Origin of the sequence: Mesorhizobium sp. B4-1-4, assembly GCF_006439395.2 — a bacterium.
Taxonomy (GTDB): domain Bacteria; phylum Pseudomonadota; class Alphaproteobacteria; order Rhizobiales; family Rhizobiaceae; genus Mesorhizobium.
In genome coordinates this window covers 3,193,036-3,209,179 of record NZ_CP083950.1, presented here as the reverse complement: position 1 = coordinate 3,209,179, position 16,144 = coordinate 3,193,036, and the positions used below count along the sequence as shown (strand labels likewise).

The following is a 16,144-nucleotide window of genomic DNA, read 5'->3' as shown; positions in this document are numbered from 1 at the left end:
AACAAAGGTATTTGCCCGGTGAATGACAGCGCACGCATCGTGATCATTGGCGGCGGCGTCATTGGCCTCGGCATAGCCTATCATCTCGCCGAACTCGGGGTGACCGACGTCGTTCTGCTGGAGCGTCACCAACTGACCAGCGGCACATCCTGGCATGCCGCCGGCATCGTCGGTCCGCTGCGCGCCAGCCTCAATCTGACAAGGCTTGCGCAATATGCGACCGAACTGTTTCCACGCCTGGAGGAGCGGACCGGCCAGGCCTCCGGCTATCGGCGGACCGGCGGCCTGTGGCTGGCGCGCAGGCCGGAGCGACTGGACGAGCTGAAGCGTATCGCGCATATCGGCGATGTCTGTGGCCTGACGGTCGAGATGATCGACAGCGCTGGCGTTGCCGGCCGCGTGCGGGGCATCGTCCCGGACGGCATCGAGGGCGCCCTGTGGGTCGAGGAGGATGGGCAGGCCAATCCGGTCGACATCTGCGCGGCCTATGCCAAGGGCGCACGCGCCGCAGGCGTCCGCATCCTGGAAGGGGCCGTCTGCACTGGCTTCGTGACGAAGAACGGCAGGGTCGCCGGCGTCAAGCTGGCGTCCGGCGCCACCATCGACTGCGCGACGGTGGTGAACTGCGCCGGCGCCTGGGCGCGCGACATCGGCGCTCTTGCCGGTGTCCCGGTGCCGCTGCAGGCCGTCGAGCACATGTATGTGGTGACGGAGCCGATTGCGGGCCTGCAGGATCCGTTTCCTATCGTGCGCGATCTCGACGAGGGTATCTACATCAAGGGCGATTCCGGCAAGCTGGTTCTGGGTGGGTTCGAACCGAACGCCAAGATCTTCGACGTTCGCGGACCGGCTGGCGATAGGCCATTCCTCGAACTGCCGGAGGACTGGGAGCAGTTCGAGCCGTTCATGTCGGCCGGACTTAAACTTCTGCCGGCGCTGTCGCAAGCCGGCATCAGGCACTTCATGAACGGTCCCGAGAGCTTCACGCCTGATACGCGGCCGTTGATGGGGGAGTCGCCCTACCTGCGCGGCTTCCATGTCGCTGCCGGCTTCAATTCCACCGGCATGATGTCTTCGGCCGGCGCCGGCAAGGCGATGGCCGAATGGATCGTCGACGGCGAGCCAGGGCTTGACCTGTGGGCGCTCGACATTGCCCGCTTCGACCGGTCCGCCGCGTCAAGGTCCTTTGTCGGCGCCAGGATGGAGGAGGCGGTCGCCGATCTGTTCCGTATGCACTGGCCCTACAAGCAGGCGAGTGCGGGGCGCGACGTCAGGTGTTCTGCCTTTCACCAGACTTTCGCGGCTGCCGGCGCTGTTTTCGGTGCGCCGACAGGGTGGGAGCGGCCGCTCTGGTTCGGCCGGGACGAGGCTGCGCGAGCGGTCCGCTATTCGGTCGGCGCGCAGCCATGGTGGGGTGCTGCGAAAGCGGAAGCCGGCCGCATGGCCCAGGGCGTCGGCCTGTTCGAGCTCTCCCCTTTCACCAAGCTCGATATCGTTGGCCGCGACGCAGCGACGTTGGTGCAGAGGCTTTGCGCCAATGACGTCGATGTCGCCGAAGGCCGGGCCGTCTATACGCAGATGCTCAATGCTCGGGGCGGCATCGAGGCCGACGTGACCGTGACCCGCGACGGCGACCACGCGTTCCGCGTGATCTCCGGTGCGGCGACAAGGCAGAAGGATCTTGCCTGGATCAGGCGCCACGCGCAGGATCTTGGCCTCGACGTCTCGGTCTTCGACGCGACGTCTTCGGAAGCCGTGCTCGGCGTCATGGGGCCGCGATCCCGCGACCTGCTTCAAAGCTTGACCGACGCCGATCTTTCCGACGCCGCTTTCCTGTTCTCGACCTCGCGCCGCATCGACATCGGCATGGTCAGTGTCCGGGCCACCCGCGTCAGCTTCGTCGGCGAACTCGGCTTCGAGCTCTATGTGCCGGTCGAATGCGCGCAAAGCCTGCTCGCCACGATAGCCGCGGCGGGCAGCGCCCACGGCCTCGTCTTCTGCGGCCATTATGCGCTGGATGGCTGCCGCCTGGAAAAGGGATATCGCCATTGGGGGCACGATATCGGGCCGAAGGACACGCCGCTGGAGGCTGGCCTGTCCTTCGCGGTCTCCTGGAAGAAGAATGATTTCATCGGCCGCGACGTGCTGCTGGCGCAGAAATCCGAGGGCGTCCGGCGTCGGCTTGTGCATTTCGCGGTCGACGGCGCCAATCCGCTTCTGCTTCATGATGAGCCGATCTATCGAGACGGCAAACTTGCCGGCCTGACCACGTCGGGCGGTCTTGGTTCGCGAACCGGCCTGAGCCTTTGTCTTGGCTATGTCGCCTGCGAGCCGGGCGAGACGAAAGCACAGCTACAGGCTTCCAATTACGAGATCGCGGTGGCCGGCACGCGCCATACGCTGAGGGCGCTCGACAAACCGCCCTATGACCCAACTGGAGCGCGGATGCGCGGCTGCGAGGAGACAGTTTCATGAGGCAGCATGCCCGTGTCGTCATTATCGGTGGTGGAGCCATGGGCGTTTCCCTGCTCTACCACTTGGCCAAGCGCGGCTGGAGCGACGTCGTCCTCGTCGAGAAGCATGAGCTGACCGCCGGTTCCACCTGGCATGCCGCCGGCCTTTGCACGCATTTCGCCCACAATGCGACGATCATGGAGATGCGCGCGCATTCGGTGCGGCTCTATCGGGAAATCCTGACCGCCGAGACCGGGCTGCCGACAGGCTTCCATGCCAGCGGCGCGCTGCGCATCACCCGCTCCCGGGATCGCATGGACGAATTCCGCCATGTGCAGGGGCTCGGCCGGTTCGTGGGCCATGGTTTCCACATCCTGAGCCCGGAAGAACTCAAGCAGATCTATCCGCTTTGCCTGACCGACGGCATTATCGGGGCGATCTACGAGCCCAATGACGGCCATGTCGACCCGACACTGGCGACCAACGCAATGGCGGCCGGCGCGCGCTCGCGCGGCGCCGAGATCGTCCGCCACAATCCCGTTCTGGCGATCGAACGCAAGGCATCCGGCGAGTGGCTCGTCCGCACGACGCAGGGCGACATTGTCGCCGAGCATGTGGTGAATGCCGCCGGCACCTGGTGCCGCGAGATCGGCGCGATGATGGGTCTCGACCTGCCGGTCGTGCCGATGCTGCACCAGTACGTCGTGACCGACACCGTTTCCGAGATTGCCGAGCGTATCGCCGCCGGCGCCAAGGAATTGCCGATCATCCGCGATCCGGAAGAAAGCTGGTATCTACGTCAGGAACGCGACGGCTATATCGTCGGCCCTTATGAAAAGTCAGCCCAGCCCTGGGCAATCGATGGGGTGCCGCCCGAATTCGGCATGGAGTTGCTGCCGCCGGACCTGGACCGCGTCGAGCACATCATCGCGCTGGCTATGGAGCGCGTCCCGGCACTCGCCAATGCCGGCATCAAGACGGTGGTCAACGGGCCCATCACCTTCACCCCGGATGCCAACCCGCTGATCGGTCCAGCATTCGGCCTTGATAACGCCTGGTTGCTGACCGGCTCGAGCATGGGAGTGATGGAAGGCGGGGGCGCCGGCCGCTTCCTCGCCGACTGGATCGTCGATGGTACGCCACCAAGCGATGCGCTTGCCATCGATCCACGCAGGTTCGGCAACTATGCCGATCGGGATTATCGCATCGACAGGGCGGTCGAAGGGTTCGGCCTGCAGTTCGGCATCCACTATCCCTATGAAGAGCGCGAAGCCGGGCGTCCGCGCCGCACCACGCCGGCGCTCGACCTCCAGAAAAGCCAGGGTGCGGTGCTGGGCGCCGCCTATGGCTGGGAACGGCCGAACTGGTTTGCCATCGGCGGGGTCGATCGCAATCCGCCGCTGACCTTTCGCCGGCCCGGCTGGTTTGAAGCGGCGCGCGGTGAATGTCTCGCCGTGCGCGATGGTGTCGGCGCCATCGATCTGTCCGCCTTTTCCAAGTTCGAAGTTGGCGGCCCCGGGGCGAGCGCGTTCATGGCCTCGCTTGGCGCCAATCGTCCGCCAACACGCCAGGGCCGCATCGGCCTCGTTCATGTGCTGACGGCAAAGGGCGGCGTCGCGTCGGAATTCACGGTGACCCGCCTCGGTGATGACTGGTTCTACCTGACCAGCGCCGCTGTGGCGGAGCGGCATGACGAGGACCTGCTGCGCTCCCGCGCCTCGGCCTTTGCGAATGTAACAATCGACAATGTCACCGAAAGGCGCGGCGTGCTCGCCATCATGGGCCCCCGCGCCCGCGATCTGCTCGAAACGGTGAGCGAGGCCGATCTGTCCAACGCGGGATTTCCCTGGTTTTCCGCGCAGATCATCCGGGTCGCCGGCATCAAGGCGGCGGCGCTCAGAGTGTCCTATGCCGGCGAACTGGGATGGGAGCTTCACGTCCAGCTGGCGCAATTCGGCAAGCTCTACGATGCGGTCACCAGGGCTGGCCGGCGTTTCGACCTGCGCCCGTTCGGCATCCACGCCCTGAACGCGATGCGGCTGGAGAAAGGCTATCGTGCCTGGGGTGCCGACCTGACGACGGAGCGGACACCGCTGGAAGCGGGGTTGGATGCCCTGGTCAAAACCGAGGGGCGGGATTTCATCGGCCGCGAGGCCATGCTTGCACGCGTCGGCGATAGCGCCTGGACAATGGTGCTTCTCGAGATCGATGATGACACCGAAAGGCTGCCTTTCTACGCCCATGCGGTGTTGCAGGCGGGCCGGCCGGTTGGGATCGTCACCTCCGGCGCCCACGGCTTCCGCACTGGCAAGACCATTGCCCTTGCCTATCTGCGCCCTGGTGTCTCTGCCGAAGGGCTGAGCGTTTCGATCCTCGGAAAAGAACTGGCTGCGCGGGAACTCCGCGAAGCCCCCCACGATCCTGGCAATCTGCGCCCGCGTGGCGTCCATGCCGCGCAACCCGTTGCCTTCACGCTTGCCTGATGTCGGAGAAAAAGATGAACACGGACGCGACAATCACCACCGAAGCTCACGCACCGCGAACCGGGGGCAGGGCTGGAAGGCAGGGCCAGCGCATGGCGCAGCAGGCACCGCGCCGTCCCTACATCAGCCGCCGGATCGGCACCTTCAACATCCTCGACGAGGAAGGGCTGAGCCTGATCGAGGCGAATGCCGACCGGCTGCTCAAGGAGATCGGCATGGAGTTCCATGACGACCCGGAAATCCTCGACATCTTCCGTGAGGCGGGCGCCGACGTGCAGGGCACGAGGGTACGCTTCGAACCGGGCATGTGCCGCAAGATCATCCGCGCCACGGCACCTTCCCAATTCAGGCAGCATGCCCGCAACCCCGCCAACACGGTGATGATCGGCGGTGACAATACCGTGCTGTGCCCGTCCTGGGGACCGCCCTTCGTCCACGACCTCGATCGTGGTCGTCGCTATGCCACGATCGGCGATTTTCGCGACCTGGTAAAGATCCACCAGATGATCCCGCATCTGCATCATTCGGGCGGCGTGGTTTGCGAGCCTGTCGATCTGCCGGCCAACAAGCGCCACCTCGATATGCTCTACACGCATATCCGCCATTCCGACCGGCCGTTCATGGGCGCCTTCATCGGTTCGAAGCGGGCACAGGACGCCGTCGACATGGCCAAGATCGTGTTCGGCGAAGAGTTCGTCGCCAACAACGCCGTGCTCTACAACGTGTCCAACACCAATGCGCCGCTGGTGCTCGACGCCAACATGTCCGGCTCGCTGAAGGTCTATGCCCGCAACAACCAGCCGGTAGCCTGCACGCCCTGGACTCTGGCTGGCGCGATGAGCCCGTGCACGGTCGCCGGCACGCTGGCGCAGGTGCTGGCGGAAGCGCTCGCCAGTCTCAGCCTTGTGCAACTGATCAACCCGGGAGCGCCCTGCCTGATGGGAAGCTTTGCCAGCACCATCTCGATGCAGAGCGGTGCGCCGACCTTCGGCACGCCGGAAGCAGGCAAGATGGTGCTGGCGTGCGGGCAACTGGCGCGCCGTGTCGGCGTGCCGTTCCACACTGTCGGCTCACTGTCGGCATCCAAGCTTCCCGACGCCCAGGCCGAACAGGAAGCGACCTGGGGGATTCTGATGTCGATGTTTGCCGGCGCCAATGTGATCAACCACGCTACCGGCTGGCTGGAGGGCGGACTGGTCACAGGCTTCGAGAAGACGGTCATCGACGCCGATCTTTGCGGCAAGGTCGCCAGCCTGTTCGAGGGCATCGATTTATCGGCCAACGCACAGGCGATGGAGGCGATCGAAGCGGTCGGACCGGGATCGCATTTTCTCGGCAGCGCGCACACGCAGTCCAACTTCCTGTCGGCTTTCTACCGGTCCACCAGCAGCGACAACAACTCCTTCGAACAGTGGAACGAAGATGGGCGGCTGGACGCGGCCCAGCGCGCCAACCGGCAATGGAAACGGCTGCTCGATGAGTATCAGGATCCCGGCCTCGATCCAGCCGTCGACGAGGCCCTGCAAGCCTTCATTGCCGCGCGCAAGGCCAGCGAGCCGGATCAGGCGTATTTCTAGAGCATGATCCCCAAAAAGTGGGAACCGGTTTTCGGGAAAGATCATGCTCTGGCGAAGAGACAGATCAGGATGGCGAAACGTCATCCTGATCTGGTGCCATTCGGTCTGGAGCATGCGGCTGCGAGGGGGTGACCTTATGCGGCTCATCGTTTTTCCTAATGCGAGGAATTTTGGGATGGATTGGCCGCGCGTTCCGCTAACCTGATGGATAGACTGAACGAAATCAGCGCAATGGGGAACATCATGAAACGCTACCTACTCGAAACGGCATTCGGCGCTCTGTTGCTGATGCCGGTGTCTTCGGCGCTCGCCGCGGACGTGACGATGCCTGATCCGAACTACGCCACCGCGACAGCGGTCATGAACGTCATCAAGGACGCCGCCCAACAGGAGTTGGGGCTGGAGGTTTCGACGGTGACCACCACCGCCGTCCCGGTGATCTGGGAAGCGATGAGCCGCAACAAGGGCGAGGTGGATATCTGGCCGGACGTCTGGCTGCCGAACCAGCAGGGCCTCGTCGACAAATATGTGAAGGGCGCCGGCACCGTGAAGCTTGCGCAAAATGGCTACGAGGCCAAGCAGGGCTATTGCGTCACCCAGGTCACCGTCGACAAATATGGTATCAAGGATGTTTCGGATCTCGCGAACCCGGACAATGCCAAGCTTTTCGACACCAATGGTGACGGCAAGGGTGAAATCTGGATCGGCGCATCAGGCTGGCAATCGACCAACATCGAGAAGGTTCGGGCGCGCGACTACGGTTTTGCCGATTTCTTCGACCTTCAGGTAACCGATGAAGCGGTGGCGGCGGCTTCGCTCGACCGCGCCGCCAAGGCCGACAAGCCATGGGTCGGCTATTGCTACAGCCCGCACCAGAATTTCGCCCGCTATAAGCTCGCCTTCCTGACCGAGCCGAAAAACGATCCGGCGAAATTTGTCGTCGTGCAGCCCAATGACGACCCGCAATGGTTTGAAAAGTCGAAAGTCTCATCCGCCTATGCTGACACAACCGTGCACGTTGCTTATGCTGCCTCGCTTGCGCAACGCCAGCCGGACCTGACCGCGGCGCTGGAGCGCATCGCCTTCAACCCGGACGACATCAGCAAATGGGCGTATTCAATCATCGTCGACAAGAAACCGGCGGACGATGTGGCCAAGGAATGGATCAAGGCCCATCCTCAGGACGTGGCGAAGTGGTTCGGCCACTGACGGTCGCTCGGCGCACGGTTGGCTGCCTTCACCACCTGTTGGCCGCCAGGCGGGATCGATAGACGTGGACGCCGCCGCCGGTCCCGCCGCCATTGTCATGAACGACGTCTGGAAAGTCTTCGGCGCCCGGGCGCCGGAGGCGATGACGGCCATCCTGCGCGAGCACCTCGACAAGGACGAGGTGGTCAAGCGCTTCGGCTGCGTGGTCGGCGTGGCCGACGTCAGCGTCTCGGTCGCGCCGGGGGAGATCTTCTGCGTCATGGGGCTTTCGGGCAGCGGGAAATCGACGCTGATCCGCCATATCAACCGTCTTCTCGAACCGTCGGCCGGCAAGATTTTCGTCGACGGCGAGGACATCATGGCCAAGACGCCGTCCGAACTCAGGGCGCTGCGGTCCCGCAAGATCGGCATGGTGTTTCAAAGCTTCGGCCTGCTTCCACACCGGACGGTTCGCGACAATGTCGCCCTGCCGCTGGAAATCCAGGCGGCAAGCAAGCAGCGTCGCTTCGACGTCGCCGAGGCGGCGCTCGCCAAGGTCAACCTGTCCGGCTGGGGCGATCGCTATTGCCATGAGCTTTCGGGCGGCATGCAGCAGCGCGTCGGGCTGGCTCGGGCGCTGGCCGCGGATTCGGCGATTCTCTTGATGGACGAGCCGTTCAGCGCGCTTGACCCGCTGATAAGGCGGCAGCTTCAAGACGAATTCCTCGCCCTGTCACGATCGATAGGCAAGACGGTCGTCTTCATCACGCATGATCTCGACGAGGCGATCCGCATCGGCGACCGCATCGCGATCATGAAGGATGGTGTCATCATCCAGATCGACACGCCCGAGGAGATCGTCACCGCGCCGAAGCACGAATACGTGGCAAAGTTCGTCGCCGACATTTCGCGCCTGACGGTCATCACCGCGCGGCGCATCATGGAACCCGTCGAGAGCTTCAGGGCACGGGATCGCTCAATGCTGGATATCGATCGGTTGCGCAAGGTCGCCTCGCAGCAGCCGCTGGCCGAGCTTGTCGAACTCGCCGCCCAGGATGCCGCTCCACTGGCGGTAACCGATGGCGGCGGGATTGTCGGCATCGTCGACAGGCAAGCTCTCCTCGAGGGTTTGAGAAAGGGCGCACGACCGTGAACGCTCATGATCCGGTAGCCAAGCCGATGGTCGGGCACGACCGGTCGTCGGAAGAAGGTCTTGTCCGGGATTTCGTGGTCCAGAATTCGGCCTATTACGTCGACATGTTCGCCCGCATCAGGGACGCGCGAAATGCCGTCTGGCCGTTCAACGTCGCGGCGGCGCTGCTGGGTCCGGTGTGGGCGGCCGCCCGTGGCACAATGGTGCTGTTCTGGATCGCCTTCTTCCTCGAGATGCTGGCGGTGGTTCAGATCGGCGTTGGCGCGGCTGGTAATCTGGGCGGAGCGGAGATGGCACGGGCCGAACGGCTCACCAAGCAGGCCGAAGCACGCGCCGAGCAGGCGAAAGCCGCGACGGCGGCGGGAGCCGACAATGCCGAAGGCCTGAAATCGTCCGCAGCGGCCTTGGAGAAGGCCGCGAGCGCCGCCCGGCAGCAGGTCGAAACGGCGAGGGCGAAAGTGCCGCTGCTGATCGGAGCGGGTCTCCTCACGCTGCTTGTTGCCAAGCTCATCACCGGGTTTCTCGCCAACAGGATGCTTGAGCGGCGGTTCGCGCGATGGCGCTCGCAGCCCACGCTGCGGCACGGGCTCGATTATCCGCTCGCCACGGGAGCGCTCGTCTTCTGTCTCCTGGCCTACGGGCTTTCCGTCTATCGCTTCGCCGTCGCGGCACCGGCCGCCTGGCTCACCGTCGCGCCGTCCAATCATGACTGGCAGGCCGCCCTGTCCTCCGGACTGGATGGCTTGATGGCGGCGATATCGCATAGCGGAGAAGGCGTGTTCGGCGTGGTCACGGGGGCGATATCCCTGGTTCTCGACGGCCTGGCCTATGCGCTGACGGGAATGCCCTGGCCGGTGACGATGGCGATCATCCTCGTCCTTGCCTGGCAATTGGCGGGGCCGCGCGTCGCCATCTTCACCGCAGCCGCACTGGCCTATCTCGCCGTGCTCGGCTTCTGGGAAAAAAGCCTTGAAACAGTGGCCTTGCTGGGCACTGCCGCGGTCCTTTGCCTGGCCATCGGCATTCCGCTCGGCATCTGGTGTGGGCGCAGGCCGCGTGTCTACACGGCATTGCGGCCGGTGCTGGACTTCATGCAGACCATGCCCGCCTTCGTCTATCTCATCCCCGTGATCGCTTTGTTTGGCATCGGCAAACCCCCCGGCGTGATCGCCACCTTGATCTTCGGCACGCCGCCCGTGGTGCGTTTGACGGCGCTTGGCCTGCAAGGTGTGCCGCCGGCCGTCCGCGAAGCCGCGCAAGCCTATGGCGCCACAAGGTGGTTTCTGCTGACGCGGGTGGACCTGCCGCTTGCGATGCCCTCGATCATGGCTGGCATCAACCAGACCATATTGATGTGCCTGTCCATGGTCGTCATCGCCTCGCTGATCGGTGCCAAGGGACTCGGCGAGGACGTCTTGAACGCCCTTCAATATGCGGCGGTGGGGCAGGGGCTGCTGGCGGGTTTCGCGATTTTGCTCTGCGCCATGATCATCGATCGGATCGTGCAGGGAAGGCCCAGCCGGTAGCCTCCGGCCCCCTCGCGTTGCGGCTACTTCAGGACATGCAAGATCGCAACACCGGCGGCACTAAAAAATGCTCGCGCCGCCGGCCATGGTCCAATCCACCAGCCTTGCCGTGATCCGGGTCAATGCCTTAGACAGGCGCCCGTGAACAATCCAAAGGCGGAGAAGAACCACATGTCGGACCGGATGAAGACCATCTCCTCTGCCAGGTCGCATGGCGGCGTGCAGGGCGTCTATTCCCACGCTTCCGATGCCTGCTCCTGCGACATGATTTTTGCCGTTTTCGTGCCGCCGCAGGCCCGTGAAAAACCTTGTCCGGTCGTATGGTACCTCTCCGGCCTGACCTGCACCCATGCCAATGTAATGGACAAGGGCGAGTACAGGCGGATGGCCGCAGAGCTTGGCCTGATCGTCGTCTGTCCCGACACCAGCCCCCGCGGCGCCGATATCCCCGACGAGAAGGAGAATTGGCAGTTCGGCAGCGGCGCCAGCTTCTACGTCGATGCGACCCAAGCGCCCTACGCCAGGAACTATCGCATGTATTCCTATGTCACCGAGGAACTGCCGGCATTGATCGCGCAGGAATTTCCGGCCGACATGACGCGCCAGGCGATCTTTGGCCACTCGATGGGTGGGCATGGCTCGCTGACGATCGCGCTAAAAAATCCCGAGCGCTTCAAGAGCTGCTCGGCGTTTGCGCCGATCGTGCAGCCAAGCACCGCCGGCTGGTCGAGGCCGGCCTTCGAGAAATATCTCGGCGCGGACGAGGCGTTATGGCGGAACTGCGATGCCACCTCGCTCATCGAGGACGGTCACCGCTTCCCGGAGTTCCTCGTCGATCAAGGGAAGTCGGACGGATTTCTCAATGATGGGCTGAGACCGTGGCTCCTGGAAGCAGCCTGCGCCAAGGCCGGCATTCCCCTGACATTGCGCATGCAGGACGGCTATGATCACTCGTATTTCTTCATTTCGACGTTCATGGACGACCATCTGAAGTGGCACGCCCAAAGACTCTGATCCGGGGCCAACGTCCGTCGTCGTGCCTGGTCAGTCGGTCCGACGGTCCGCGACTGGGCGCCGCCCGTCGATCCACAGGGCAAGCAATGTGCAGCCCGCGCCCGAGAGCAAATAAGCACCGGCGGCGATGAGGCCGAAATTGCCGGCCAGCAGCAGGGCTGCGAGCGGCGCGAAGCCGGCGCCAAACATCCATGCCAGATCAGAGGTTATCGCCGAGCCGGTATAGCGATACCGCCGGGAAAAGCTCGATGCGACGACGCCGGACGATTGCCCGAAACTCAGCCCCAGGAGGATGAAACCCAGCACCATGAACAGGGCCTCGCCGATGGTACCGCCATCGAGGAGCTGCGGGGCAAAACCGCTGAATGTCGCGATCGCGATCGCCGAGCCGCCGAGCAGCGCGCGGCGTCCGACGCGGTCGGCCAGCGGCCCCGATGCGACGATGGCCGCAATGCCGAACAATGCGCCCACCGCCTCGATCACCAGGAAACGCGCCGGTCCCTCATTGGTGAACAGGAACACCCAGGAGAGCGGAAACACCGTCACCATGTGGAACAGGGCGAAACTCGCCAGGGGTGCGAAGGCGCCCACGACGACGTTGCGGCCTTCGGCCCTGATCGTGTCCCTGATCCGGGTCGGCTGCAGATCCCCGCTCTCGTACAATCTTGCGAATTCGGGTGTGACGACGATACGCAGCCTGGCGAACAGAGCCACGACATTGATGGCGAAGGCGACGAAGAAGGGATAGCGCCAGCCCCACGAGAAGAAGTCGTCGGCCGACAGATTGGCGACGAAAAAGGCGAAAAGGGAACTCGCCACGATGAGACCGATCGGCGCGCCCAGTTGCGGGATCATGGCATAGAAGCCGCGCCGGTTCCGCGGCGCGTTCAGCGCCAGCAGCGAGGGCAGCCCGTCCCATGTACCGCCAAGCGCCAGCCCCTGCCCGATGCGGGCCAGCGCCAGCAGCCAGACGGCGACAGCACCTATGTCGCCATAGCCAGGCAGAAACGCGATGGCGACGGTCGACGTGCCGAGCAGGAACAGCGCGATCGTCAGTTTCGCGCCGCGGCCATGGGCGCGATCGACCGCCATGAACAGCACGGAGCCGAATGGGCGCGCGACGAAGGCCAGCGCGAAGATGCAGAAGGAGTAGAGCGTGCCGACGAGCGGATCGTGAGCCGGAAACATAAGCTTGGGAAATACGATGACGGAGGCGATCGCATAGACGAAGAAGTCGAAGAATTCCGACGTCCTGCCCACGATCACGCCGACCGCGATATCGCCCGCGCTGACCTGGCCATGATCCGAGCCGATCAGCCCGCTGTTCGGTTCGGCACTCGAAGTCTGAGCCATTTGTCCGTCGCCACTGAGTGGAATGAGGTGTCTGGGACCTAATTCCCGGATCCTATTGTGCTGCACACTGTGCCAAAGCCACCCCGGCTGGGCATTGGACAAATTGTCCAATGTCACCGCGCGGCCGCCAGCAGTAGCCCTTTGATCGATACCGCATTGCAACGTGAGTGTTGCCGCGGTCCATCGAGGGCAGCGTTTGATGAAACGATTTGGAGCCTTGCTTCTGTTTCCCGTGGCCGGGCTGTTGAGCGGCTGCGATCTGGTCGTGCTGGCGCCCGCGGGCGACGTCGCGGCCCAGCAGCGCGACCTGCTCGTGGTCTCGACCCTGCTGATGCTGGTCATCATCGTACCGGTCATGGCTCTGACTGTCTTTTTCGCTTGGCGCTACCGGCAATCCAACGCGTCGGCGACCTACACGCCGGACTGGGATCATTCGACGAAACTGGAACTGGTGATCTGGGCCGCCCCCCTGCTCATCATCATATGCCTTGGCGCACTCACCTGGCTTGGCACGCACCTGCTCGATCCATACCGCCGGATCGACCGGATCGGGTCCGGCCAGCCGGTCACACAAAACCACAAGCCGCTCAAGGTCGAGGTCGTGGCGCTCGACTGGAAATGGCTCTTCATCTATCCGGACTACGGCATCGCCTCCGTCAACGAGCTGGCGGCGCCGGTCAACCAGCCGATCGATTTCCGCATCACCTCGTCGGCGGTGATGAATTCCTTCTATATTCCGGCACTTGCCGGACAGATCTATGCCATGCCCGGCATGGAGACGAAGCTGCACGCCGTCATCAACCAGCCGGGCACCTATAGCGGCTTCTCGGCCAACTACAGCGGCGCCGGTTTTTCGGGGATGCGTTTCGCCTTCCACGGTCTGTCCGACCAGGCTTTCGACCAATGGGTGGCGCAGACCAGGACCGCGTCGGCGGCGCTCAACCGCGACAGCTATCTCGAACTCGAAAAGCCGAGCGAGAACGAACCGGTCCGCCACTACGCTTCCGTCGATCCCGACCTTTATGGCGCCATCCTCAATTTGTGCGTCGAGCGCGGCAAGATGTGCATGAACGAGATGATGTCCATCGATGCCAAGGGTGGCCTTGGTCTCGCGGGCGTCCGCAACACGCTGCCGCTGCAATACGACAAGCTCGCCCGGCGCGGCGCGATATTCGGCAACGATCCGTCCTATGTCGCCAGCATCTGTACGGCGGAGGAGGCTGCCGCGGCGGCGCGCGCCGCCGGCGATGCCACGCCGACAAACTGGCCGGCGAAGGATCTTTCCCCACTACGCGGGGCGGGGCTGCTGCGCCCCGGGACCGAGAGCCGCCGCGCCGAAGCGGGTACGCCGCCGCTCGGCCTGTTGCGGCACGAATTGTGAGAGATAGCCGATGCCCGACTCTTTGACCAAGTTCATCTTCGGCCGTCTCACCTGGGAATCGCTGCCCCTGCACGAGCCGATCGTCGTCGCCACCTTCGTCGCGGTCGCGCTCGGCGGCATCGCCCTTCTCGGCGCGATCACCTATTTCAAGCTGTGGGGCTATCTCTGGCGCGAGTGGTTCACCAGCGTCGACCACAAGAAGATCGGCATCATGTACATGGTGCTCGGCCTGATCATGCTGCTGCGCGGCTTCTCGGACGCCATCATGATGCGGCTCCAGCAGGCCATCGCCTTCAACGGCTCCGAGGGCTATCTCAATTCGCATCACTACGACCAGATCTTCACCGCCCATGGCGTGATCATGATCTTCTTCGTGGCGATGCCCTTCGTCACCGGCTTGATGAACTTCGTCGTGCCGCTGCAGATCGGCGCGCGTGACGTCTCCTTCCCCTTCCTCAACAATTTCAGCTTCTGGATGACGGTCGGCGGCGCCATCCTGGTCATGGCGTCGCTGTTCGTCGGTGAATTCGCCCGCACCGGCTGGCTCGCCTATCCGCCGCTCTCCGGCATCGGCTACAGTCCTGACGTCGGCGTCGACTATTACATCTGGGCGCTGCAGGTGGCGGGCGTAGGCACGACGCTGTCGGGCATCAACCTGATCTGCACGATCATCAAGATGCGCGCGCCCGGCATGACGATGATGCGCATGCCTATCTTCACCTGGACGTCGCTTTGCACCAACGTGCTGATCGTGGCGTCCTTCCCGGTGCTGACGGCGGTGCTCGCGATGCTGTCGCTCGACCGCTATGTCGGCACCAACTTCTTCACCAACGACTTCGGCGGCAACCCGATGATGTATGTGAACCTCATCTGGATATGGGGTCACCCGGAAGTCTACATCCTCATCCTGCCGCTGTTCGGCGTCTTTTCCGAGGTCACCTCGACCTTCTCCGGCAAGCGCCTGTTCGGCTACACCTCGATGGTCTACGCCACGGTGGTCATCACCATCCTGTCGTATCTCGTCTGGCTGCATCACTTCTTCACCATGGGCTCCGGCGCCAGCGTCAATTCCTTCTTCGGCATCACCACGATGATCATCTCGATCCCGACCGGGGCGAAGATCTTCAATTGGCTGTTCACCATGTATCGTGGCCGCATCCGCTTCGAACTGCCGATGATGTGGACGGTGGCCTTCATGCTCACCTTCGTCGTCGGCGGCATGACCGGCGTGCTGCTGGCGGTGCCGCCGGCGGATTTCGTGCTGCACAACAGCCTGTTCCTGATCGCGCACTTCCACAACGTCATCATCGGCGGCGTGCTGTTCGGCCTTTTCGCCGGCATTGCCTACTGGTGGCCCAAGGCCTTCGGATTCAAGCTCGATCCGTTATGGGGCAAGGTCTCGTTCTGGTGCTGGGTGGTCGGCTTCTGGTTCGCCTTCATGCCGCTTTACATCCTGGGCCTGATGGGCGTGACGCGCCGCATGCGCGTCTTCGACGACCCTTCGCTGCAGATATGGTTTGTGATCGCCGCCTTCGGCGCGGTGCTGATCGCCTTCGGCATCGCCGCTTTCCTGATCCAGATCTTCGTCTCCATCCGCAGGCGTGCCGAACTCGTCGATGTCACCGGCGATCCGTGGGGCGGTCGCACGCTCGAATGGTCCACCTCCTCGCCGCCGCCGGCCTACAATTTCGCCTTCACGCCGGTCATCCGCGACAATGACGCCTGGTGGGACATGAAGAAGGCCGGCTATCGGCGCCCGCTTTCCGGCTTCAGGCCGATCCATATGCCTGATAACACCGGCACCGGCATCATCCTGGCGGCCTTCAGCGTCGCGCTTGGCTTCGGCATGATCTGGTACATCTGGTGGCTGGCGGCGCTGAGCTTCGTCTGTCTGATCGCCACAGCGATCGGCCACACCTTCAACTATCACCGCGACTTCAACATTCCGGCGGCCGAGGTCACACAAACGGAAGAGGCGAGGACGACGCTTCTCGCCGCTCAGTCCAGGGTTTGAG

The 16,144-nt window shown here is 63.7% G+C and carries 10 protein-coding genes; 9 read left to right on the top strand and 1 reads right to left on the bottom strand.

The features are described from left to right. Window positions 1-18: 18 nt before the first annotated feature. From FJW03_RS15395 to fghA, 7 genes are all read left to right on the top strand, one after another. The gene (locus FJW03_RS15395) at window positions 19-2,475 is read left to right on the top strand and encodes a GcvT family protein (protein ID WP_140766256.1); all 2,457 of its coding nucleotides are present in this window, start codon (window positions 19-21) and stop codon (window positions 2,473-2,475) included. Then, window positions 2,472-4,937: a GcvT family protein gene (locus tag FJW03_RS15390; protein ID WP_140766255.1), complete on the top strand. Its 2,466-nt coding sequence runs from the start codon at window positions 2,472-2,474 to the stop codon at window positions 4,935-4,937. The genes FJW03_RS15395 and FJW03_RS15390 overlap by 4 nt, the downstream gene beginning before the upstream one ends. Before the next feature lie 14 nt (window positions 4,938-4,951). Beyond that, complete coding sequence (locus FJW03_RS15385; protein WP_140766254.1) at window positions 4,952-6,514, top strand: trimethylamine methyltransferase family protein; 1,563 nt, start codon at window positions 4,952-4,954, stop codon at window positions 6,512-6,514. A gap of 243 nt (window positions 6,515-6,757) precedes the next feature. Further along, entirely contained in the window at window positions 6,758-7,723 is a 966-nt protein-coding gene (locus FJW03_RS15380; protein ID WP_181165668.1) for a glycine betaine ABC transporter substrate-binding protein, read from the top strand. 97 nt (window positions 7,724-7,820) lie between these two features. Beyond that, window positions 7,821-8,855, top strand: a complete 1,035-nt coding sequence (locus tag FJW03_RS15375) for a quaternary amine ABC transporter ATP-binding protein (protein WP_140766273.1) — start codon at window positions 7,821-7,823, stop codon at window positions 8,853-8,855. Then, window positions 8,852-10,381, top strand: a complete 1,530-nt coding sequence (locus FJW03_RS15370) for an ABC transporter permease (RefSeq protein ID WP_210240609.1) — start codon at window positions 8,852-8,854, stop codon at window positions 10,379-10,381. Before FJW03_RS15375 ends, FJW03_RS15370 begins: the two co-directional genes overlap by 4 nt. A gap of 171 nt (window positions 10,382-10,552) precedes the next feature. Next, window positions 10,553-11,395 (top strand): S-formylglutathione hydrolase, encoded by an 843-nt coding sequence (gene fghA / locus FJW03_RS15365; RefSeq protein ID WP_140766271.1) that lies wholly within the window; start codon window positions 10,553-10,555, stop codon window positions 11,393-11,395. Between the two features lie 30 nt (window positions 11,396-11,425). Here the strand turns inward: fghA and FJW03_RS15360 are convergent, their stop codons facing one another. Beyond that, complete coding sequence (locus FJW03_RS15360) at window positions 11,426-12,748, bottom strand: MFS transporter (protein ID WP_140766253.1); 1,323 nt, start codon at window positions 12,746-12,748, stop codon at window positions 11,426-11,428. A 199-nt stretch (window positions 12,749-12,947) separates the two neighbouring features. Between FJW03_RS15360 and cyoA the strand changes: the two genes are divergently transcribed. Further along, entirely contained in the window at window positions 12,948-14,129 is a 1,182-nt protein-coding gene (cyoA, locus tag FJW03_RS15355) for a ubiquinol oxidase subunit II (RefSeq protein ID WP_140766252.1), read from the top strand. A 10-nt stretch (window positions 14,130-14,139) separates the two neighbouring features. Beyond that, entirely contained in the window at window positions 14,140-16,143 is a 2,004-nt protein-coding gene (gene cyoB / locus FJW03_RS15350) for a cytochrome o ubiquinol oxidase subunit I (RefSeq protein WP_140766251.1), read from the top strand. Window position 16,144 lies beyond the last annotated feature (1 nt).